The sequence below is a fragment of the Pseudomonas fragariae (ex Marin et al. 2024) genome (assembly GCF_059621105.1).
In genome coordinates, this window is the sequence record NZ_CM184369.1 from 4,872,869 (window position 1) to 4,894,592 (window position 21,724).

The following is a 21,724-nucleotide window of genomic DNA, read 5'->3' on the forward strand; positions in this document are numbered from 1 at the left end:
AAGCTATCGGATTAGACTGGCCAGACTCTCCCGCCACACTTGCGGCGGGTCAACACTGCCATCAGGTTTTGCCTTGACCAGTCTTAATCAAACGCCTCCGGCCATCCGCAGCATCCTGTTTGCGTTGATGATGGCAGTCCTGCTCAGCGCGCTGGACCAAACCATCGTCGCGGTCTCGATGCCCGCCATCTCTGCCCAGTTCAGAGACATCGATCTACTGGCCTGGGTCATATCCGCCTACATGGTGTCGCTGACCGTGGCCGTGCCGATCTACGGCAAACTCGGCGATCTTTACGGGCGACGTAAACTGATGCTGTTCGGGCTGGGGATTTTTACCCTGGCGTCACTGTTCTGTGGCCTGGCGCAGAGCATGGAACAACTGGTCCTGGCGCGCGTCCTGCAAGGCATCGGCGCGGGCGGGATGGTTTCGGTCAGCCAGGCGATCATCGCCGACATCGTTCCACCTCGCGAACGTGGCCGCTATCAGGGTTATTTCAGCAGCATGTACGCCGTGGCCAGCGTCGCCGGGCCGGTGCTTGGCGGCCTGATGACTGAATACCTGTCCTGGCGCTGGGTGTTCCTGATCAATCTGCCATTGGGGGCCGCTGCGCTGATCGTCGCGTATCGGACCCTGGTTGGCCTGCCGGTGCCGCAGCGCAAGCCGATCATCGATTACCTGGGTACCGTGCTGATGATCATCGGTCTGACAGCGCTGCTGTTGGGGATTACCGAAATTGGCCAGGGGCATGGCCTGGGCGATGCCGAGGTTCAGTTGTTACTGGGCACGGCCCTGCTGACGCTGGCCATTTTCGTCTGGTACGAACGTCGCACTGCCGAACCGTTGCTGCCCATGCATCTGTTCACCAACAAGAGCGCCGTGCTGTGCTGGTGCACCGTGTTCTTCACCAGTTTTCAGGCCATCTCCCTGATTGTCCTGATGCCGCTGCGTTACCAGACCGTCACCGGCGGCGGAGCAGACAGCGCCGCCCTGCACTTGCTTCCACTGGCTATCGGCATGCCGATGGGTGCCTATTTCGCCGGGCGACGCACCGCGCATACCGGGCGCTACAAGCCGCTGATCCTGACCGGTGCACTGCTGATGCCGGTTGCGATTCTGGGCATGGCCTTCACGCCCCCGCAATCGTTGATAGTCATGAGCCTGTTCATGGTCCTCACCGGTGTTGCTACCGGCATGCAGTTCCCCACGTCATTGGTCGGCACTCAGAATTCGGTTCAGCCCCGGGATATGGGCGTGGCGACCAGCACGACCAATCTGTTCCGCTCACTGGGTGGTGCAGTGGGCGTGGCACTGATGTCGGCGCTGCTGTTGGCCATGTTGCAGCACACCGGGGTCGGCCAACTCGGCGCAGGAGCGCTGGGTAGCGAAGGCAGCTCCGGCAACGTCCTGCTCGACAGTCTGAACGCGGCAACCGGCCCCGCGCTGGAAACCCTGCGCACCGAACTGGCAGTGACCTTCAGAAACCTGCTGATCACCAGCGCGGCCATTTCGCTGCTCGGTCTTGCGGCAGCCGCAGTGATGCCCAATACATTATTGCGAGGACGGGACTGATCGGCCTTTCCGGCTCAGGAAGGCAACCCGGCCCAGAACCATTGCGTTTTCTTGCTCTTTATATGAGCAAACGCAGGCATCAGTTCACCCTCGTCGAAGTGCCGACGCGAACCGGACTGTGCGCTGCTGAACCAGCTGCCTGAGCGAGGGCATGCTTGCCCGGCATAGACCGGCGGCAGCGGCTTTTCATCGAATCGCGCATACCACTGCGCAGTGGTTTCATCGGTAAAACCGATTCCGGGAGCCAGGTAGGGATGAAGATTGCCGGTGTCCTGCAGGCGAATCGGTTTGATCATCCTGTTGACCGTCACATAAGGCTTTGGCGGCGGCAGCCCTCGCCCGCCCAGCTCAGGCACCTCGCCGGCGCGAATGATCAGGCCGTTGCGATAGGTGTGAAAAACGATCTCACTGTGCGCACTCATCTCGCCGCGCATTTTGTCGCTGCCCCCCAACTGCCTGACGAACGCATCACCGAGCACGGTGTACCAGCTGACGCCCTTGATGCGGTCCAGCAGACGCAGGCTTTCAATGTGCGGGCCGGGGTCGACCATCAGCCCGCTAAAATCCTGAGCAAGCCGGAATTCCCACGGCAAATACTGATGGCCATCGCAAGGCAACACACAAGCAAGACCACCAAAACCGTGCTCGGCCTGCAGTTCGCTGCTGAGGTACCTGATCCACTCCTCGTAATGTTTCAAGCCGTCGGGCTCGGTCAGGTATGACCAGGGCAGAACCATTTTCAGACACGATCGATCGTTTTCGGCCTGCCCCTCTGAGGTGTTCATCACGAACAGGCTATAGGTGGCGACTTCAGCCTGAGTGGCGCTGGCGATAGACCAGATGAACTGCTCGTCTGGCGGACTCTCGACAATCTGACGCCGGGTCGAGGCGAAACCGGAGCCACTCAGGCGGCGCATGCGTTTGAAGAGTTGCCATTTGAGCCTGGTTTTGAACGCATCGTAAAAGCGCGAAAAACAGGCTTCGACGCGACGCTTCATCTCCACGGTGTGGCCATTGCGAAAATACAGCGTAGTGATCAATCCCAACCGTATGACCGGTGTGCCCAACACGGAATCCATGGCCACGCGTTCGGACTGTTGCGTAACCCTGGCCAATAACCTCACAGCGTCAGTTGCAGTGTCCGACATGCCCCGCCCTCCCATCAGTCGCGGGGGTCAGGTTTTTGCGCGTACCTGCATGCCCTTCGCAGGTTTCGGTCACGCCGGAAATGTCCCCACTCATTGGGTAGCCATGGCCCTGCCAGCTCGAGTGGACATCAGCGTAACTGGCGATGATTTCAAGGCACATAGGCGCAAGATTCGGCAAAAACATGCAACCTTCCTCTCTTCTGATTCTTTCAGGAGGCGAAGAGTGAAGGGAGTTTTCCTGCGGGGCAATACTCGGAATTTACTTTGGGAAATCAGCTACATGTATCAGGAAATGTCCTACCTGCTTCCTACAATATCTTGTCAGATCAACGCTCGCTGATACCTGCACGGTGGGCGCAATCAATGAATACCGGCAAACGATCGGTAAACACACTCTATAAGAGGCACGAATCGGAGTCAGGCTCTGCACAGCGTCGCTGGCAGGCGGAACCGGCGGGTGCCCCGCCGGTCATGTTCAGTCAGGCACCCACTGTCGAGCGGTTATTATCGATCAGCAACGTCGGGCTGAAACGCAGCATGTCCAGGCACACGTCGACCAGTTGCTCGGCCTCTGCAGGCAGCGAGAAGCTGTCCGGAACCAGCAGCCATTGATAGATGATGCCGTTGACGTAAGCAAACAGGGCCACTGCAGCGCGCGCGGTGTCCAGCCTTTTGGGTAGCTGCCCCTGGCGTACGGCATTGTTCAGCCCCAGGGTGATCCGATCGTGGCACTGTATGGCATTGTCCTGGCGCTGACGACGAAAATCACACATCTCGTCGGTAAACTCGCACTTGTGAAACAGGATTTCATTGATGCGACGGGTTTTCGGGTCCAGTGCGAGCTCATGAAACAGGTGAATCAACAGATTTCTCATGCAGCCCAGCGGGTCTTCCTCTTCCTCGCTCTGACTGGCCTGCGCCATTTCGTCGAGGGGTTCCTGAAGACTGTCGAGCATGGCCTGCACCAGATCGGCCTTATTGTTAAAGTGCCAATAGATGGCGCCTCGCGTCACACCGGCAAGGGTTGCAATGTCGGCCAGCGTGGTGCGGGCGACGCCTCGCTCATAAAAAGCCTGCTCGGCAGCCTCCAGAATCTGGCTGCGAGTGATCTGAGCTTCCTCTTTGGTGCGACGAACCATGGCAATAAGACCTCAAAAAATTCACCTCAGGCACGCGTCTTGCGTCATGCCTCGAGATATGGCCGGGCGGCATTTGTCTCGCCTTGTCCCGAATTGGCTGCCGGCTTCCTGAATAGTGGCCGAATGCGCACAGCGGGTGTTTACAAACAGCCGCGAATGTAAGTATATTCCTTAGCATGCTACTTATCTAGCCGAAATATTTTTTAACACTTCAACGTACTGTTGAGAAAACAGGCTCCTGCCCCGAGGATCTTCATGCAATTCAAGCCAGCTGTTACCGTTCTGGTCACTGCCATCGCCCTGGCAACCCTGCTCAGTGGCTGTAGCAAGAAGGAACAGGCCGCCCCGCCTGCGCAAACCCCTCAGGTAGGCGTCGTTACCATCAAAGCACAGCCCTATACCCTGACCACCGAGCTGCCGGGCCGGACCACCGCCTTCCGCGTCGCCGAGGTTCGCCCTCAGGTCAACGGCATCATTCTAAAGCGCCTGTTTACCGAAGGTGGCGATGTCAAAGCCGGTCAGCAGCTCTACCAGATCGACCCGGCTGTCTATGAAGCCAACGCCAACAGCGCCAAGGCCACCCTGCAGTCCGCCAAGTCGATGTCCGATCGCTACAAGCAACTGGTCAGCGAGCAGGCAGTGAGCCGTCAGGAGTACGACACGGCGCTGGCATCGACCCAGGAAGCTCAGGCAGCCCTGCAGACCGCCCAGATCAACCTGCGCTACACCAAGGTGCTGGCACCTATTTCCGGTCGTATCGGTCGCTCCGCGGTGACGGAAGGCGCACTGGTGAGTAGCGCGCAGACCGATGCGATGGCAACCATCCAGCAACTCGACCCGATCTATGTCGACGTGGTGCAGTCATCTGCCGACATGCTCAAGCTGCGCAGCGACCTGGATAGCGGCAAACTGCAGAAAGCCGGCGACAACGCCGCGAAGGTCAAGCTGACCCTGGAAGACAACAGCGTCTACGCCCAGGAAGGCAAACTGGAGTTCTCCGAAGTATCGGTTGACCAGACCACCGGCTCCGTGACCCTGCGTGCCGTGTTCCCGAACCCTGAGCACCGTCTGCTGCCGGGCATGTTCGTTCATGCGCAGTTGCAGGCTGGCGTCAATTCGAAAGCCATCCTGGCACCGCAGCAAGGCGTAACCCGCGACCTGAAAGGCACGCCGACCGCCATGGTCGTCAATCAGGACAACAAGGTTGAAATGCGTACGCTGGTGGCCAATCGCACCGTGGGCAGCGACTGGCTGATCGAAGACGGCCTGAAAGAAGGTGATCGCGTCATCACCGAAGGCCTGCAGTACGTCAAACCAGGCGCCGAAGTGAAAGTCGCCGAAGCGACCAACGTCAAAGGAGCAAACCCGGCACCTGCCCCGGCCACTGATAAAGCCGCAGGCAGCAAAGGGGAGTAACCCATGTCGAAATTTTTTATTGATCGACCCATTTTTGCCTGGGTTATTGCCCTCGTGATCATGCTGGTCGGTGCGCTGTCGATTTCCAGCCTGCCGATCAACCAGTACCCGAGCATCGCACCGCCCGCCATCGGTATCCAGGTCACCTATCCGGGCGCGTCTGCCCAGACGGTGCAGGACACTGTGGTTCAGGTGATCGAGCAACAGCTCAACGGTATCGACAACCTGCGTTATGTCAGCTCGGAAAGTAACTCCGACGGCAGCATGACCATCACTGCGACGTTCAATCAGGGCACCAACCCGGATACGGCGCAGGTTCAGGTGCAGAACAAGCTCAACCTCGCGACCCCGCTGCTGCCACAGGAAGTGCAGCAACAGGGTATCCGCGTCACCAAGGCAGTGAAGAACTTCCTGATGGTGATCGGTCTGGTGTCGGAAGACGGCAGCATGGGCAAGGAAGACCTGGCCAACTACATTGTGTCGAACATGCAGGATCCGATCTCGCGGACCTCCGGTGTGGGTGACTTCCAGGTGTTCGGTTCGCAGTACGCCATGCGTATCTGGCTGGACCCAGCCAAGCTGAACAACTTCCAGCTGACCCCGGTGGACGTGAAAGACGCGATCACCGCGCAAAACGTCCAGGTGTCGTCCGGCCAGTTGGGCGGCCTGCCATCGATCAGCGGTCAGCAACTGAACGCCACGATCATCGGCAAGACCCGTCTGCAGACCGCCGAGCAGTTCGGCAACATCTTCCTCAAGGTCAACACCGACGGCTCGCAGGTTCGCCTGAAAGACGTCGCCACGGTCGGCCTGGGCGCAGAGAACTACAGCACCGACTCGCAGTTCGACGGCAAACCGGCTTCCGGTCTGGCGATCAAGCTCGCCACCGGCGCCAACGCGCTGGACACCGCCAAGGCCATCCGCGCGACCGTTTCCTCGCTGGAGCCGTTCTTCCCGCCTGGCATGAAAGTCGTGTATCCGTATGACACGACACCGGTGGTCAGCGAATCGATCAACGGCGTGGTGCACACCCTGATCGAAGCGATCGTGCTGGTGTTCCTGGTGATGTACCTGTTCCTGCAGAACTTCCGCGCAACCATCATCACCACGATGACCGTTCCGGTGGTCTTGCTGGGTACGTTCGGCATCCTCGCGGCCTTCGGTTTCACCATCAACACCCTGACCATGTTCGGTATGGTGCTGGCCATCGGCTTGCTGGTGGACGATGCGATTGTGGTGGTGGAAAACGTCGAGCGGGTCATGGAGGAGGAAAAGCTCTCCCCGCGCGACGCCACGATCAAATCCATGACACAGATTCAGGGCGCACTGGTCGGTATTGCCCTGGTGCTGTCGGCGGTTCTGTTGCCGATGGCGTTCTTCGGCGGCTCCACCGGGGTGATCTACAAGCAGTTCTCGATCACCATCGTCTCGGCCATGGCCCTGTCGGTCGTGGTTGCGCTGATCTTTACCCCGGCGCTGTGCGCCACCATGCTCAAGCCCATCGATCACGAGAAGCACGGACAACCGAAACGGGGTTTCTTCGGCTGGTTCAACCGCACCTTCGACCGCAGCGTTCTGAGTTACGAGCGCGGCGTCGGCAACATGCTCAAGCACAAGTGGCCTGCGTATCTGGGTTACATACTGATCTGCGCGGGCATGGTGTTCATGTTCATGCGTATTCCGGCTGCGTTCCTGCCGGAAGAAGACCAGGGCGTTATCTTCGCTCAGATCCAGACACCGGCCGGCTCCTCGACCGAGCGCACGCAGGAAGTCATCGATCAGATGCGTGAGTACCTGCTGACCAAGGAAAGCGGCGCGGTGAAGTCGGTGTTCTCGGTAAACGGCTTCAACTTCGCGGGCCGCGGTCAAAGCTCGGCGATTGCGTTCGTGATGCTCAAGCCGTGGGAAGAGCGTGATTCCAACAACAGCGTTTTCGAACTGGCCAAGCGGGCTCAAGGCTATTTCTTCAGCCTGCGCGACGCGATGGTGTTTGCGGTCGTCCCGCCTTCGGTACTCGAACTGGGTAACGCCACAGGCTTCGACGTCTACCTGCAGGATCAGGGCGGCGTGGGTCACGACAAGCTGATGGAAGCGCGTAACCAGTTCCTCGGCATGGCTGCACAGAGCAAGATTCTGGCGGGCGTGCGTCCGAACGGTCTGAACGACGAACCGCAATACCAGTTGATCATCGACGACGAGCGCGCCAGTGCATTGGGCATCACCCTGTCGGACATCAACAACACCCTGTCCATCGCGTTGGGTGGCAGCTACGTCAACGACTTCATCGACCGTGGCCGTGTGAAGAAGGTGTACATCCAGGGCGATGCAGGTGCGCGTATGACGCCTGAAGACCTGAAGAAATGGTACGTACGCAACAGCGCGGGCGAGATGGTGCCGTTCTCGGCCTTCGCCAGCGGCAAATGGTCCTACGGCTCGCCGAAACTGTCACGCTACAACGGCGTGGCGGCAGAGGAAGTACTCGGTACTCCAGCCCCTGGCTACAGCAGCGGCGACGCGATGAACGAAGTCGAGGCGCTGGCCAAGAAGCTGCCGCAAGGTATCGGCATCTCGTGGACCGGTCTGTCCTACGAGGAACGCCTGTCCGGTTCACAGGCCCCTGCCCTGTATGCCCTGTCGCTGCTGGTCGTGTTCCTCTGTCTGGCGGCATTGTATGAAAGCTGGTCGATTCCGATCGCGGTCATCCTCGTGGTGCCACTGGGGGTTATCGGTGCACTGATGGCAACCAGCCTGCGCGGTCTGTCCAACGACGTGTTCTTCCAGGTCGGGTTGCTGGTGACGGTGGGTCTGGCGGCGAAAAACGCCATTCTGATCGTCGAGTTCGCCAAAGAGCTTCATGAACAGGGCAAGAGCCTGGTCGACGCGGCGATCGAGGCCTGCCGCATGCGTCTGCGCCCGATCATCATGACCTCCATGGCCTTCATCCTTGGCGTTGTGCCGCTGGCGATTTCCTCGGGCGCAGGTTCGGGTAGTCAGCATTCGATCGGTACCGGCGTAATTGGCGGTATGATCACCGCAGTTATTCTGGCGATCTTCTGGGTGCCCCTGTTCTTCGTAACGGTTTCAGGGCTCTTCAAGAGCAAGCAGAAACATATTTCACACGATGAGGCTGGCCAATGAGCAAGTCATTGATCTCACTTGCAGTTACCGCGTTCATTCTCGGCGGCTGCTCTTTGATCCCCGATTACAAGCAGCCGCAAGCACCGGTCGCGGCACAATATCCGCAAGGGCCAGCGTACTCGCCGGTCGAAGGCGCCAAAATGGCCGCCGCGGAGCAAGGCTGGCGGCACTTCTTCAATGACCCGGCGCTGCAGCAGCTGATTCAGACTGCACTGCTCAACAACCGTGACCTGCGGGTTGCGGCGCTGAACATCGACGCCTACCGCGCCCAGTACCGTATCCAGCGCTCAGACCTGTTCCCTGCTGTTTCGGCCACCGGTAGCGGCTCACGTCAGCGCGTGCCGGGTGACCAGTCGCAGACCGGTCAGCCAGGCATCACCAGCAGCTACTCGGCCACCCTGGGTGTCAGCTCGTACGAGCTGGACCTCTTCGGCCGGGTCCGCAGCCTCAGCGAGCAGGCGCTGGAGACCTACTTCGCCAGCGAGGAAGCGCGTCGCAGTACCCAGATCAGTCTGGTGGCCAGCGTCGCCAATGCCTACATGACCTGGCAGGCCGACAAGGAACTGCTCAAGCTGACGCAGGACACCCTGAAGACCTACGAAGAAAGCTTCCGTCTGACCTCGCGCGCCAGCGAAGTCGGCGTTTCTTCGGCACTGGACCTGAGCCAGTCGCGCACCGCCGTCGAAAGCGCGCGCGCCAAACTGGCCCAGTACCAGCGCCTGGTTGCCCAGGATCAGAACAGCCTGGTGCTGCTGCTTGGCACCAGCCTGCCCGACAACCTGCCGGCCAGCCACTTGCTCGATTCCGACATGCTGACCGAAATGCCGGCAGGCCTGCCGTCCGACCTGCTGCAGCGTCGTCCGGACATTCTCGAGGCCGAGCACTCGCTCAAGGCGGCCAACGCCAACATCGGCGCGGCGCGTGCAGCGTTCTTCCCGAGCATCAGCCTGACGGCCAGTGCCGGGACCAGCAGCAGCGAGCTGTCCGGCCTGTTCAAGGGCGGATCGGGCGCGTGGCTGTTCCAGCCAAGCATCAACATCCCGATCTTCAACGCCGGCAACCTGCGCGCCAGCCTGGACTACTCGAAAATCCAGAAGGAAATCAGCGTCGCCAACTACGAGAAGGCGATTCAGACCGCCTTCCAGGAAGTGTCCGACGGCCTGGCTTCGCGCAAGACCTATGACGAGCAGCTCCAGGCGCAACGTGACTTCGTCGCGGCCAACCAGGATTACTACCGTCTGGCCGAACGTCGCTACCGGATCGGCATCGACAGCAACCTGACCTTCCTAGACGCCCAGCGCTCGCTGTTCAGTGCGCAACAAACGCTGATCACCGACCGCCTGTCGCAGCTGACCAGCGAGGTCAACCTGTACAAGGCCCTCGGCGGCGGCTGGTATGAAAGAACCGGGCAGACCGAAACCATCTCCAAGGAGAAGCCTTCGGTTCAGTTGTTCTGATTGCAGTGCATAAAAAACCCACCTGATCAGGTGGGTTTTTTTATGGCCGAAACACACCTGCGATCAGTGATCCTGATGCAGGTACTTGGGCTCTTTGGGCAAACGCAGACTGAACAGGAACGCTACCGCCATCATCGCCGTCACGTACCAGTAAAAGCTGTTTTCCATTCCGGCACTCTTGAGCTTCAGGGCAACCCACTCAGCCGAGCCGCCGAACACCGCGTTGGCCACCGCATACGCCAGCCCTACGCCCAGCGCACGAACCTGTGGCGGAAACATTTCGGCTTTGACCAGCCCGCTGATCGAGGTGTAGAAGCTGACGATCGCCAGCGCCAGGGTAATCAGCACGAAGGCAATGAACGGGTTGGTGGTGGTCTTGAGCGTCATCAGGATTGGCACTGTACACAGCGTACCCAGCGCGCCGAACAGGAGCATCGAATTGCGACGGCCGATGCGGTCTGCGAGCATGCCGAAGAACGGCTGCATGCACATGTACAGAAACAGCGCGCCGGTCATGATGTAGCTGGCGGTCTTGGCTTCCATGCCCCCGGTGTTGACCAGGTATTTCTGCATGTAGGTCGTGAAGGTGTAGAAAATCAGCGAGCCACCGGCGGTGTAGCCCAGCACGGTGATGAAGGCCGCAGCGTGATGCTTGAACAGTGCCGCAATACTGCCCGCGTCCTTATCCTGCCGGCTTTCGGCCGTGGTGGTTTCATTGAGGGTGCGACGCAGCAGCAAGGCGATAACCGCAGCGCCAGCACCGATCACGAAGGGGATGCGCCAGCCGTAGTCACGCAGCTCTTCGGTGGTCAGGAATTGCTGGAGAATGACCACCGTCAACACCGCCAGCAGTTGCCCGCCGATCAGGGTGACGTACTGGAACGAAGCATAAAAGCCGCGCTGGCCACGTAGCGCCACTTCACTCATGTAGGTGGCCGTGGTGCCGTACTCGCCACCTACCGACAGACCTTGCAGCAGGCGCGCCATCAGCAGCAAGGCCGGCGCCCAGGCACCAATCGATGCATAGGTTGGAAGGCAGGCGATGATCAGTGATCCGGCACACATCATGGTGACCGAAATCAGCATGGAGTTCTTGCGCCCATGTTTGTCCGCGACACGACCAAACAGCCAGCCGCCAATCGGACGCATCAGAAAGCCAGCGGCAAACACACCCGCGGTGTTGAGCAACTGAACGGTCGGATCATCGGAAGGAAAGAAAGCCGGTGCGAAATAAATTGCGCAGAAAGCGTAGATATAGAAGTCGAACCATTCGACCAGGTTGCCGGATGAGGCGCCGACAATCGCGAAAATTCTTTTGCTTCGCTCCTCGCCGGTGTAATGCGGTGCTTTTGATGTTGTAGTCATTATTTTCCCCAAGCAGAACTGTCCATAAGAAACAATCTGTAACACCGTCTTTAATCGAGCACAATCAGTCAGGCCAATTCAGCCGACAGGAATAGCGGTATCGTTGAACATTCCGCGCCCGGACGAACAACAACCCGGATCATCGGCCCGCCTTTTCGTGGAGGCAGACAAACGATCCGGGTTGCTGGACAACAGGTTGAAGCAGGAGGGTTTACCGCTCGATGGCCAGTGCAAGCCCCTGCCCGACGCCGACGCACATGGTTGCCAGGCCTCTGCGCCCGCCGGTTTTCTCCAGATGGTGCAGCGCCGTCAGCACCAGCCGCGCGCCGCTCATGCCCAGCGGGTGGCCGAGGGCAATCGCCCCGCCGTTGGGATTGACCTGCGGTGCATCGTCGGCCAGACCCAGTTCGCGCAAGACCGCAAGCCCCTGGCTGGCAAACGCTTCATTGAGTTCGATGACATCGAAATCAGTCACCGCCAGGCCCAGACGCTCGACCAGCTTGCGCACCGCTGGCACCGGGCCAATGCCCATCACCCGAGGTGCAACCGCCGCGCTGGCCATGCCGAGCACGCGGGCACGCGGCGTCAGGCCATGCTTTTTCACCGCTTCGGCCGACGCCAGAATCAGCGCAGCAGCACCGTCGTTGACCCCGGACGCGTTACCGGCAGTCACCGTGCGGTCCGGGCCGTTGACCGGCTTGAGTTTGCTCAGGGTTTCCAGACTGGTATCGCCACGCGGATGCTCATCCTTGTCGACAAGGGTCTCGCCCTTTTTGTGCGCGACTCGCACCGGCACGATCTCTTCCTCGAAAAAGCCCGCAGCCTGGGCAACGGCAGTGCGTTGCTGGCTGCGCAGGGCGAAAGCGTCCTGATCGGCTCGAGAAATCCTGAAGTCGGTTGCAACGTTGTCGCCCGTCTCGGGCATTGAGTCCACGCCGTACTGTGCTTTCATCGCCGGATTGATAAAGCGCCAGCCGATGGTGGTGTCTTCCAGCTTCACGTTGCGCGAAAACGCGGCATCGGCCTTGCCCATCACGAAGGGCGCGCGGGACATCGACTCGACGCCTCCGGCGATTGCCAGCTCGATTTCACCTGACGCGATGGCCCGGAAAGCGGTGCCGATGGCGTCCATACCGGACGCGCACAGGCGATTGAGGGTGACCCCCGGTACGCTTTGTGGCAGCCCGGCCAACAGTGCGGCCATGCGCGCAACGTTGCGGTTGTCCTCGCCGGCCTGATTGGCACAGCCGAAAAACACTTCGTCGATCTCCTCCCAGTTGACCGACGGGTTGCGCTCCATCAGCGCCTTGATCGGCACCGCCGCCAGGTCGTCTGCACGCACTGAAGACAGCCCGCCACCAAAGCGACCGATGGGCGTACGAATCGCATCGCAAATAAACACTTCACGCATCACGCTTCTCCTGCAACCTGACCGTGAGCCGCGGCAGTCCGTGCTTCCAGATCACGCAGCGCCGTCAGCTCGACCTCGGTAGGCTCTTCGGAGACCACAACGGTGTCGGCAAAGCGGATCGCCCAACCGGTTGCGGCGATAACCTGCTCACGGGTCACGCCAGGGTGCAGCGTAGTCACGACGAACTCGTGGGTGCCGGCTTCCGGCTCCATGATGCACAGGTCGGTGATGATGCCCACCGGGCCGGCACCGGGCAGGCCCAGACGCTTGCGCGAATCGCCGCCTTCGCCATGGCCGACCGAGGTGATGAAATCCAGCTTGTCGACGAACGAACGCGCCGACTGCTTGAGAATGATCAGCACTGACTTGGCCGACCCAGCGATCTCCGGCGCACCACCGGCGCCCGGCAGACGCACTTTGGGATGGTGGTAATCACCGACCACGGTGGTGTTGATGTTGCCGAAGCGGTCGACCTGCGCTGCGCCGAGAAAGCCGACATCGACGCGACCGCCCTGCAGCCAGTAACGAAAGATTTCGCTGGTGGATACCACTGTGTCTGCGGTTTCAGCCAACTCGCCATCGCCGATAGACAGCGGCAACACCGTGGGCTTGGCACCAATCGGACCGGACTCGTAGATCAGTACCACGTCAGGCGCAGAGGTAAGACGTGCCAGATTCGCCGCCTTCGAAGGCAGGCCGATGCCGACGAAGCACACAGAACCATTGCGCAAGCGACGGGCTGCGGCGACGGTCATCATTTCACTGGTGGAGTAAGTCATTGTTTGGCCTCCGAAGCGCGAGCCAGCTTGCTCTGGAATTCACTGAAATCTGCGGTGCCGTGGATGTATTCATCGATCCACGCGGTGAAGGTCTCCCGGTCTCTGGCGATCGGGTCCCAGGCCTGATAGAAGGGGTTGTCACGTTCGTAGTAACCGTGCGCATAAGACGGGTGAGCACCGCCTGGCACCAGACACACAGCGCTCAGCGCCCAGGTCGGCAGCACGCAGGAGTTCATCGGGGCGTTCAGGTCATCGACGATTTCTTCCACCGTCACAATGCAGCGCTGTGCAGCCAGCGCGGCTTCTTTCTGCGCACCGAGAATGCCCCACAACAGCACGTTGCCCTTGCGGTCGGCTTTCTGTGCATGAATCACGGTCACGTCCGGGCGCACCGAAGGCACCGCTGCCAGCACCTCACCGGTGAACGGGCAGGTGACGGTCTTGATCAGCGGGTTGACCTTGGGCAGGTCAGAGCCGGCGTAAGCGCGCAGCACAGCGAACGGCAGACCGGACGCACCGGCTACATAGGCGTTGGCGAGGTCGGCATGGCTGTGCTCTTCAATTTCCATCGCGCGCGGCCACTGTTTTTCAACGGCATCGCGCAAACGGTGCAAGGAGCCAACGCCAGGGTTGCCGCCCCACGAAAAAATCAGCCGCTTCGCACAACCGGCGCCGATCAACTGGTCGTAGATCAGGTCGGGAGTCATGCGCACCAGGGTCAGGTCCTTTTTACCCTGACGGATGATTTCATGGCCAGCGGCCGTGGGGATCAGATGAGTGAAGCCTTCCAGCGCAACGGTGTCGCCATCGTTGACCAGTTGCTTCACCGCATCGCGTAGAGAAAGAATGTCTGCCATGAGGTGCTCCGAACCCAACATCACGTTCAATGATCAGCGCGAAGACCTGCGCCGGAATGAAAATGAGGTTATGCCTGAGCAAGAGGGCAAACAATCCGATAATCGACTAAACGTTCGGTAATCGAACAAATTCAATCAGCCAAAACACGGCCACTTCAGGTAAACAGCTGCGTACTCAAGTCGCGACTGGCATCGAGCATGATCGGCAGAAAGCGCTGTTCCAGCTCGCTGCGTGCCACACGTCCGGCGCTGGTGCTGACATTCAGCGCCGCCAGCACCTGGCCCGACGCATCATAGACCGGTACCGCAATTGAACGCAGCCCCTGTTCCAGTTCCTGATCGACAATGCACCAGCCCTGTTGCCGAACCAGTTGCAGACATTCGAGCAAGGCTTCCGGGGTGCGAATGGTGCGGCTGGTCTTGGGCTGCAGATCGACATGGTCAAGGTATTCATGCAACGACACGTCATCCAGTGCGGCCAGCAGAATGCGGCCCATGGACGTGCAGTACGCGGGAAGACGACCGCCCACGGAAAGGTCGACCGAGATCAGCCGCTGCGTGGTGGCAGAGCGCGCGATATAAAGAATGTCGTCGCCTTCCAGCGTGGCCATGTTGCACGCCTCGTGCAGCTGGTCGCTCATACGGTCCAGATAAGGCTGCGACGAGGTTGCCAGTGGCGTCGATGACAAATAGGCGTGGCCCAGCGTCAACACCTTGGGCAGTAGCGAGTAGGTACGGCCGTCAGTGGTCGCATAACCGAGCTTGATCAGGGTGTGCAGACAACGACGCACTGCCGCACGGGGGATCTCCGTGCGATGGCTGATCTGCGCAATGGTCAGGTGCCGCTTGCGCTCCTGAAAGGCATGAATCACGGCCAGCCCACGCGCCAGCGAGGTCATGAAATCCGGATCACCGGTCAGCGCCTGAATGCGCTTTGCGGGCGACGCCACGATGGGCGGTGCCAATGAGGCAAAAGATTTACGCAGTTCGTCGTTCATTGACACACCTTATGTAACTGCCTTTCAGGCCCTGTAAACCGCAGGTTTCAGCTCTTTGCAGGGGAGCGAAGCCAACCCCCGGTTGTGCGATTATCGAACAGGTGGCCGATAATCGCAATTGACCCCATGTAAATATACTTATACCTTTACCTCTGCCATGAAGTGACTTCTTGGAAATACTGGTCAGGTACCCACTGAGAAGTCCAAGGCAGCGGCCTTGCTCACCAAGCAAGGCCGTTTTCATTACTCAGGCGCTTGCTGTGTGCCCGATGCTCGCGACACCCTCCCCCTCCCGCTCTCGATCAGCGCCCGCCGCGCAACTCCACACATCCTGCATATAAAAAACGGTGAATTTCTTCGCCAACATTTTGTCGTCGAAAATGAAAACTGTTTTATAAAACTTATGTCATATAAACGGCTCACTGAAACTTCGGAACAATCGTACAAAAAAACCAGACCTGTGAACTCATTCAACCTCTGTTGTTGACGTAGCAGAAGTTCTTGGAGATAGTATCGGTCAGTTGGTTGGCAATACCCTCGCAACGATTGATCCATTCACCCGATTTCTGCCTCGACTGTCCTGTCGAAGCGTTGTCACGGTGCACCATCGCCGCGAGACCATCAGCAAGCCTGCCAGCGCAAGCCCTGTGCTTGAAATCAAACGTGTGTCGCTACGACAGGTATTTCTCTCTGGTGCACGTAGCCGCAGACAACAACAGGCATGTCCAGTAACCCTTTCGCGCAATCGCCCGAACAGGTCGCTGACTGTATTGGGTATACAGCCAGACTGGAGTGAACATACTTGCACTGTTTTGCGTCATCGCCAGAGCCCATTCGACTCGATCAGGTATTAAAGTGACTAAAGATGAACTGCGCGCGGAACTTGAGCGCCAGGAACAACGCTACAAGGATGTCTACGGCGGTGAAATCACCACCTACGCCGCGCAACCGGAACCGGAACGCAAGCCCTGGCGCAAGAGAGCCAGCCTGCTGGACCAGGCGTTCAAGCAAGAACTGCAAAAGATGGAAGAAGGCCTGAAAGAAGAGCCGTAACAGCACGGGTCCGATGATCCCTGCCCGATTACGTCTTCGACTTCCAGCACCCGGAATTACACGCCTCACGGCCTCATTGAGCATTCAACGGGGCGGCGCTCATGCGTCTTTTTTTTGGTTTGAGGCGACACCTCGCGGTGACGACAAGTCGTTCGGTATTTTTTCTGTCATAATCGCGCCCCCTTCAGACCCGGTCAGAAAACCTACATGATCGATTTATTCAGCGGGCTTGATGCCTGGGTGCTTGTGAGCCTGTTGCTCGCCCTGGCTTTCGTCCTCACCTTCGAGTTCATCAACGGCTTTCATGACACCGCCAACGCGGTGGCGACAGTCATTTACACCAAAGCAATGCCGCCTCATCTGGCCGTGTTCTTCTCCGGTGTATTCAACTTTCTCGGCGTGTTGCTGGGCGGCGTGGGCGTTGCCTATGCCATCGTGCATCTGCTGCCGGTCGAACTGCTCATCAACGTCAACACCGGACACGGCCTGGCCATGGTGTTCTCGCTGCTGGCGGCGGCCATTACCTGGAACCTCGGGACTTGGTACTTCGGTATTCCGGCCTCCAGTTCGCACACGCTGATCGGCTCGATACTCGGTGTGGGTCTGGCCAATGCCCTGCTCAACGATATCCCGTTGGCCGATGGCGTGAACTGGCAGAAAGCGATCGATATCGGCGCTTCGCTGGTGTTCTCGCCGCTGGCCGGCTTTATCGTTGCGGGTCTGGTGCTGGTTGCCCTGAAATGGTGGCGTCCACTGTCGAAGATGCACAAGACCCCCGACCAGCGCCGCAAGCTGGATGACAAGAAGCACCCTCCGTTCTGGAACCGACTGGTACTGGTCATTTCCGCCATGGCGGTCAGCTTCGTACACGGTTCGAATGACGGCCAGAAAGGCATTGGCCTGATCATGCTGGTACTGATCGGCATCGTGCCCAGCCAGTTCGTACTTGACCTGACCAGCACGACCTATCAGATCGAACGTACCCGCGATGCGACCCAGCACCTGAGCCAGTTCTATCAGCGCAACAGCAGCACGCTGGGCGAATACCTGGCCATGGGCAAAGCCGAAAAAGGCGACCTGCCGTCCAGCTCCGCGTGTAATCCGAAGCAGACCGAACCTACCATCGACGCGCTGCTCGACCGCCTGAAGGGCGTGTCCGACTACCACGCGCTGGCCCCTGAAAGCCGCATCGAAGTGCGTCGCTATCTGTTGTGCCTGGACGACACCGCCCGCAAGGTCGGCAAACTTCCAGACCTGTCAGCGCGTGAAAAATCCGACCTGGAGAAGCTTCGCAAGGACCTGACCACCACCACCGAGTACGCACCGTTCTGGGTGATTCTGGCGGTCGCACTGGCGCTGGGTATCGGCACCATGGTCGGCTGGAAGCGTGTAGTCCTGACGATCGGCGAGAAGATCGGCAAGCAGGGCATGACTTACGCACAAGGCATGTCCGCGCAAATCACTACCGCCTGCGCAATCGGTCTGGCCAACGTGTTCAGCCTTCCGGTGTCCACCACGCACATTCTGTCGTCGGGTGTGGCCGGCACCATGGTCGCCAACAAGAGCGGCCTTCAGGGCGGAACCGTGCGCACCATCCTGCTGGCCTGGGTGCTGACCCTGCCGGCAACGGTCGCCTTGTCCGCAGCGCTGTTCTGGCTGGCTTCCAAGGCCCTGGCCTGATCTAGGCTCTGTACGAAAAGTCGGCGAGCGAAGGTCAGGCGAGGCAAAAACAGGCGAGGAACGGCCGGGGTCGCGATCGACTCTACGTGTTGTAAATGAGCATTCCGATTGGACTCGCATCCGAGCCTGTTTTTAACGAAGCATCACCGAGCGCAGCCACTTTTCGTAAAGAGCCTAAAACCCTTCGGGCGGTGCATGCCTTGCACCGCTCAAGGGTTTGACTCACTTATCCTCTTGCTCCCCCTCCTCCTCAAGCCCTTCACCAGGCGCTTGCGCTTGCTGCAGCTCGCGCCACAGTGCTGCGGCACCGTCGAACTCAGTGCCATTTTCCGCAGTCAGTTCCGCAGGGTCATAGCGGCTCAGGCAGCCCTCGCCAAGCGTTGCCGGAGCGGTGGAAGTGGCTTTGTCGAGAGGATCGGTCATTGGCTGTCACCTTGCGCGTTACACCATTGCCGACAGCTGAGTCGGAAGCGCGACAGACGCGCTCCCGAAAAGATAGATCAGCCGAAGACGACTGTCTTGTTGTCGTGAACCAGCACACGGTCTTCCAGATGAGCGCGCAAGCCGCGGGCCAACACCATCTTCTCCACGTCGCGGCCGAAACGCACCATGTTTTCGATGCTGTCACGGTGGCTGACGCGCACGACGTCCTGCTCGATGATCGGACCGGCATCGAGCTCTTCGGTCACATAGTGACAGGTCGCGCCGATCAGCTTGACGCCGCGCAACGAGGCCTGATGGTACGGCTTGGCACCCACGAACGATGGCAGGAAGCTGTGGTGGATATTGATGACCTGATGGGCATATTCACGGCACAACTGTGGCGGCAGAATCTGCATGTAGCGCGCCAGAACCACGACGTCGGCCTGATGATGACCGACCAGACGCGACACCTCGGCGAATGCCGGCTCCTTGTCTTTCGGGTCAACCGGAACATGGTAGTAAGGGATGTCATGCCACTCGACCATGCTGCGCAGGTCCTGGTGGTTTGAAATCACACAGGCGATGTCGCAGTCGAGTTCGTCACTGTGCCAGCGGTGCAGCAGGTCGGCCAGACAGTGTGATTCGCGACTGGCCATGAGCACGACGTGCTTCTTCTGCGCCGAGTCGGTAATGCGCCAGTCCATCGAAAATTCTTCGGCAATCGGCGTGAAGGCTTCACGGAACCCGTCCAGGTCAAAAGGCAGGGTGTCGGCACGGATCTCGTGACGCATGAAAAACCAGCCGCTGAGATTGTCCGAGTGATGACTCGCTTCGGTGATCCAGCCGTTATGGGACGCCAGAAAGTTACTGACTTTGGCAACGATGCCTACACGGTCCGGGCAAGCAATCACCAGACGAAAAGTGCGCATTGGGGGAAACTCCAGAACTTCGCAAAGCCGCTATTCTAGCGGCTGCGCAGCAAAACTGCAGTATCTCTGTTGCCTGAATGCAGAGGCCGAAAAAGCACACCGCCAAGGCCAAAGATTGCACCGTGCCAGTATGCGTTTTCCGGGTGCGCACCGCTAAACAAAACCTGTAATAAGAAGGGCTTTATAGCGGCGATCTTTTGAAGGAAGCGTGACGCGTCCCTAGTTCAGGCGTCTGTAGGACGTGTGTATATTGCTAAATAATTCAAATAAAACTTTTATTTAATGTTTACTTGCTCATTTACAGTGACTATTATTGCCGCACTGTATCCCTGCAACCCTCACAACATAAGGTCTCCTCATGTCCCTGATCAACGAATACCGCGCTACAGAAGAAGCCATCAAAGAACTGCAAGCCCGTTTGAAGAACCTGTCGCAAGACGACAAACTGCAAACCGAGCTGGAATTCGAAGGCAAACTGCGCACGCTGATGGGCGAATACCAAAAGTCGCTGCGTGACATCATTGCCCTGCTGGATCCGGATGCCAAGGTAAACAAGGCCCCTCGTGGCGGCGCTGTTAAACCTGCCGGCACCAAGCGCGCCCGTAAGGTCAAGCAATACAAGAACCCGCACAACGGTGAAGTCATCGAAACCAAAGGCGGCAACCACAAGACGCTGAAAGAGTGGAAAGCCAAGTGGGGCAGCGACGACGTTGAAAGCTGGGCCACTTTGCTGGGCTAAGCTTCACCAGGTCGCGGTTCATTGCGATTGAAAAAACGCCAGCCTGCTGGCGTTTTTTATTGCCCGGTATTTTTTATACGCCCAGACGGTTACTCAGCCTGTGTGCGTAATCCTGCCACTGCCGTAACACCTCCAGCTGCTCTGGCCCGGCACTAAGGGAGCATTCTACCCATGCGGCCGTAAAGTCATGCAGGGTGTTGGGAGCGCCCCATTCCGGGTTGCGCAAGCGCTGCTGACAGAAATCCCGCCAGCGTGTTTGCTCTTCGCCACTCAAGGTGTCAGGGAAGTTACGAGCGCGATACCTGAATAACAATTCAGGCAATCGGGCATCATCAAACGGCCACGCATCACGCGCCAGTTGTTCTGGCTCGGCCTGTCGAACTTGCTCACACAGTCGACGATCACGGTCCCCGATAAAACCGTCATATAACTGCTGTTCGGGATCGTCACTTGCGGCGAAATCGTCCTTGCCGTAAATGGCAGCCAGTTTACCGTGCCAAACTTCGCGGTTTTCACTCAATTGCGTTGCGCGTGCCTGATAGCCGGCCATGTCCAGTTGCAGCCGCTGCTGATCTTCGCTGCGCAGCACCCCCAGCGGGGCGATCACCGGGCAACGGTTTATATGCAACAGTTTGAGCGGCACGGGCAATTCGCCGTCGCTCAGCGCATCGTGCCGCGTATATAAACGGCGCTTGAGTATTTCAGCGTCCTCGTGCAACAACGGTGCATGATCCAGGTGCAGATCACACACGATCAGCGCGTTGCGATTATGCGGGTGCCAGGCCAACGGCAGCACCACGCCCAGGTAATTGCGCGCCGCAGAAAAGCGTCCCGAAATATGCACCAGAGGCTGCATCAGGCGAACCTGTTCCTGGACTTTCTGCTTACTGCGCAAGGCGAACAGATAGTCATAAAGCTTCGGCTGCTTTTCACGAATCAAACGTGCCAGAGCAATCGTTGCACGGACATCGGATAAGGCATCGTGCGCCTGTCCGTGATCAATACCGTTGGCAGCCGTCAGCCGCTCCAGTTTCAGCGTGACCCGACCGTCCTGTTCCGGCCAGACAATGCCATCGGGGCGCAATGCATAGGCGGCCCGCACAACATCGATCAGATCCCAGCGACTGTTGCCCCCCTGCCATTCGCGTGCATAGGGGTCGAAGAAGTTGCGATAAAAACTGTAGCGCGTGACTTCGTCATCGAAACGCAAGGTGTTGTAACCCGCGCCACAGGTACCCGGCGCAGACAGCTCGGCATGTACGCGCGTCATGAAATCGGCCTCGCACAAGCCTTTTTCTGCCAGCGTGGCGGGAGTGATTCCGGTAATCATGCAGGCGGCAGGATGAGGCAGGATGTCATCGCTGAGCTGGCAGTGCAGATTGACCGGCGGCGCGATTTCATTGAGCTCGGTATCCGTGCGAATTCCGGCCATCTGCAGCGCACGGTCATTGCGCGGGTTGATACCGGTGGTTTCGTAGTCGTACCAGAAGATGCTGGAGGTCACGGGCTGATCCTGAACAAAAGACCCGCGAAGTGTAGGGCGTGACAGGTGTCATTGGCTAATCGGGTCGTATCCGGCGCACCGGGAAATGTTTTCTTACAGCCCGCGTATTGAATGGTCG

At 59.0% G+C, this 21,724-nt stretch carries 17 protein-coding genes; 7 read left to right on the plus strand and 10 right to left on the minus strand.

Translation table 11 applies throughout. The features are described 5' to 3' along the window. Positions 1 to 73 precede the first annotated feature (73 nt). Positions 74 to 1,570, plus strand: a complete 1,497-nt coding sequence (locus tag AC54XV_RS21090; RefSeq protein WP_003406314.1) for an MDR family MFS transporter — start codon at positions 74 to 76, stop codon at positions 1,568 to 1,570. A 14-nt stretch (positions 1,571 to 1,584) separates the two neighbouring features. On the opposite strand, the gene AC54XV_RS21095 is transcribed toward AC54XV_RS21090, so the two are convergent. Next, on the minus strand, positions 1,585 to 2,718 hold the full coding sequence (locus AC54XV_RS21095; protein ID WP_058399063.1) for a DUF3396 domain-containing protein: 1,134 nt from the start codon (positions 2,716 to 2,718) through the stop codon (positions 1,585 to 1,587). Positions 2,719 to 3,197: 479 nt separating this feature from the next. Further along, on the minus strand, positions 3,198 to 3,857 hold the full coding sequence (gene pmeR / locus AC54XV_RS21100; RefSeq protein WP_003406317.1) for an auxin-lysine conjugate-binding transcriptional regulator PmeR: 660 nt from the start codon (positions 3,855 to 3,857) through the stop codon (positions 3,198 to 3,200). Between the two features lie 255 nt (positions 3,858 to 4,112). Between pmeR and AC54XV_RS21105 the strand changes: the two genes are divergently transcribed. The 3 genes from AC54XV_RS21105 to AC54XV_RS21115 are packed head-to-tail and all read left to right on the plus strand — an operon-like array spanning position 4,113 to position 9,868. Continuing rightward, the gene (locus AC54XV_RS21105; protein ID WP_003406318.1) at positions 4,113 to 5,273 is read left to right on the plus strand and encodes an efflux RND transporter periplasmic adaptor subunit; all 1,161 of its coding nucleotides are present in this window, start codon (positions 4,113 to 4,115) and stop codon (positions 5,271 to 5,273) included. A 3-nt stretch (positions 5,274 to 5,276) separates the two neighbouring features. Continuing rightward, positions 5,277 to 8,411 (plus strand): efflux RND transporter permease subunit, encoded by a 3,135-nt coding sequence (locus AC54XV_RS21110; protein WP_011268787.1) that lies wholly within the window; start codon positions 5,277 to 5,279, stop codon positions 8,409 to 8,411. Continuing rightward, a complete protein-coding gene (locus AC54XV_RS21115) occupies positions 8,408 to 9,868 on the plus strand; it encodes an AdeC/AdeK/OprM family multidrug efflux complex outer membrane factor (protein ID WP_011268788.1) in 1,461 nt (486 codons plus the stop codon). The genes AC54XV_RS21110 and AC54XV_RS21115 overlap by 4 nt, the downstream gene beginning before the upstream one ends. A 63-nt stretch (positions 9,869 to 9,931) precedes the next feature. Here the strand turns inward: AC54XV_RS21115 and AC54XV_RS21120 are convergent, their stop codons facing one another. The 5 genes from AC54XV_RS21120 to pcaR all read right to left on the minus strand — a co-directional run bounded on the left by AC54XV_RS21120 (position 9,932) and on the right by pcaR (position 15,278). Beyond that, entirely contained in the window at positions 9,932 to 11,233 is a 1,302-nt protein-coding gene (locus AC54XV_RS21120; RefSeq protein ID WP_024650600.1) for an MFS family transporter, read from the minus strand. 211 nt (positions 11,234 to 11,444) lie between these two features. Then, positions 11,445 to 12,647: a 3-oxoadipyl-CoA thiolase gene (pcaF, locus tag AC54XV_RS21125; RefSeq protein ID WP_327194665.1), complete on the minus strand. Its 1,203-nt coding sequence runs from the start codon at positions 12,645 to 12,647 to the stop codon at positions 11,445 to 11,447. Then, positions 12,644 to 13,423: a CoA-transferase subunit beta gene (locus AC54XV_RS21130; RefSeq protein ID WP_003406327.1), complete on the minus strand. Its 780-nt coding sequence runs from the start codon at positions 13,421 to 13,423 to the stop codon at positions 12,644 to 12,646. The genes pcaF and AC54XV_RS21130 overlap by 4 nt, the downstream gene beginning before the upstream one ends. Then, the gene (locus AC54XV_RS21135; RefSeq protein WP_024641851.1) at positions 13,420 to 14,280 is read right to left on the minus strand and encodes a CoA transferase subunit A; all 861 of its coding nucleotides are present in this window, start codon (positions 14,278 to 14,280) and stop codon (positions 13,420 to 13,422) included. The genes AC54XV_RS21130 and AC54XV_RS21135 overlap by 4 nt, the downstream gene beginning before the upstream one ends. Positions 14,281 to 14,435: 155 nt before the next feature. After that, entirely contained in the window at positions 14,436 to 15,278 is an 843-nt protein-coding gene (pcaR, locus tag AC54XV_RS21140) for a pca regulon transcriptional regulator PcaR (RefSeq protein ID WP_003363842.1), read from the minus strand. 855 nt (positions 15,279 to 16,133) lie between these two features. Between pcaR and AC54XV_RS21145 the strand changes: the two genes are divergently transcribed. Next, a complete protein-coding gene (locus AC54XV_RS21145) occupies positions 16,134 to 16,331 on the plus strand; it encodes a hypothetical protein (RefSeq protein ID WP_002554967.1) in 198 nt (65 codons plus the stop codon). 207 nt (positions 16,332 to 16,538) lie between these two features. Further along, entirely contained in the window at positions 16,539 to 18,011 is a 1,473-nt protein-coding gene (locus AC54XV_RS21150; RefSeq protein WP_003363847.1) for an inorganic phosphate transporter, read from the plus strand. A gap of 222 nt (positions 18,012 to 18,233) precedes the next feature. On the opposite strand, the gene AC54XV_RS21155 is transcribed toward AC54XV_RS21150, so the two are convergent. Beyond that, complete coding sequence (locus AC54XV_RS21155; protein WP_011268790.1) at positions 18,234 to 18,434, minus strand: hypothetical protein; 201 nt, start codon at positions 18,432 to 18,434, stop codon at positions 18,234 to 18,236. Between the two features lie 77 nt (positions 18,435 to 18,511). Further along, a complete protein-coding gene (purU, locus tag AC54XV_RS21160; protein ID WP_496717212.1) occupies positions 18,512 to 19,363 on the minus strand; it encodes a formyltetrahydrofolate deformylase in 852 nt (283 codons plus the stop codon). 358 nt (positions 19,364 to 19,721) lie between these two features. Here purU and mvaT point away from each other — a divergent pair, with 358 nt between their 5' ends. Further along, positions 19,722 to 20,102, plus strand: coding sequence for a histone-like nucleoid-structuring protein MvaT (mvaT, locus tag AC54XV_RS21165; RefSeq protein WP_002554971.1), 381 nt, complete (start codon positions 19,722 to 19,724; stop codon positions 20,100 to 20,102). Between the two features lie 73 nt (positions 20,103 to 20,175). Here the strand turns inward: mvaT and sbcB are convergent, their stop codons facing one another. Next, positions 20,176 to 21,606: an exodeoxyribonuclease I gene (gene sbcB, locus AC54XV_RS21170; protein WP_058398647.1), complete on the minus strand. Its 1,431-nt coding sequence runs from the start codon at positions 21,604 to 21,606 to the stop codon at positions 20,176 to 20,178. Positions 21,607 to 21,724 lie beyond the last annotated feature (118 nt).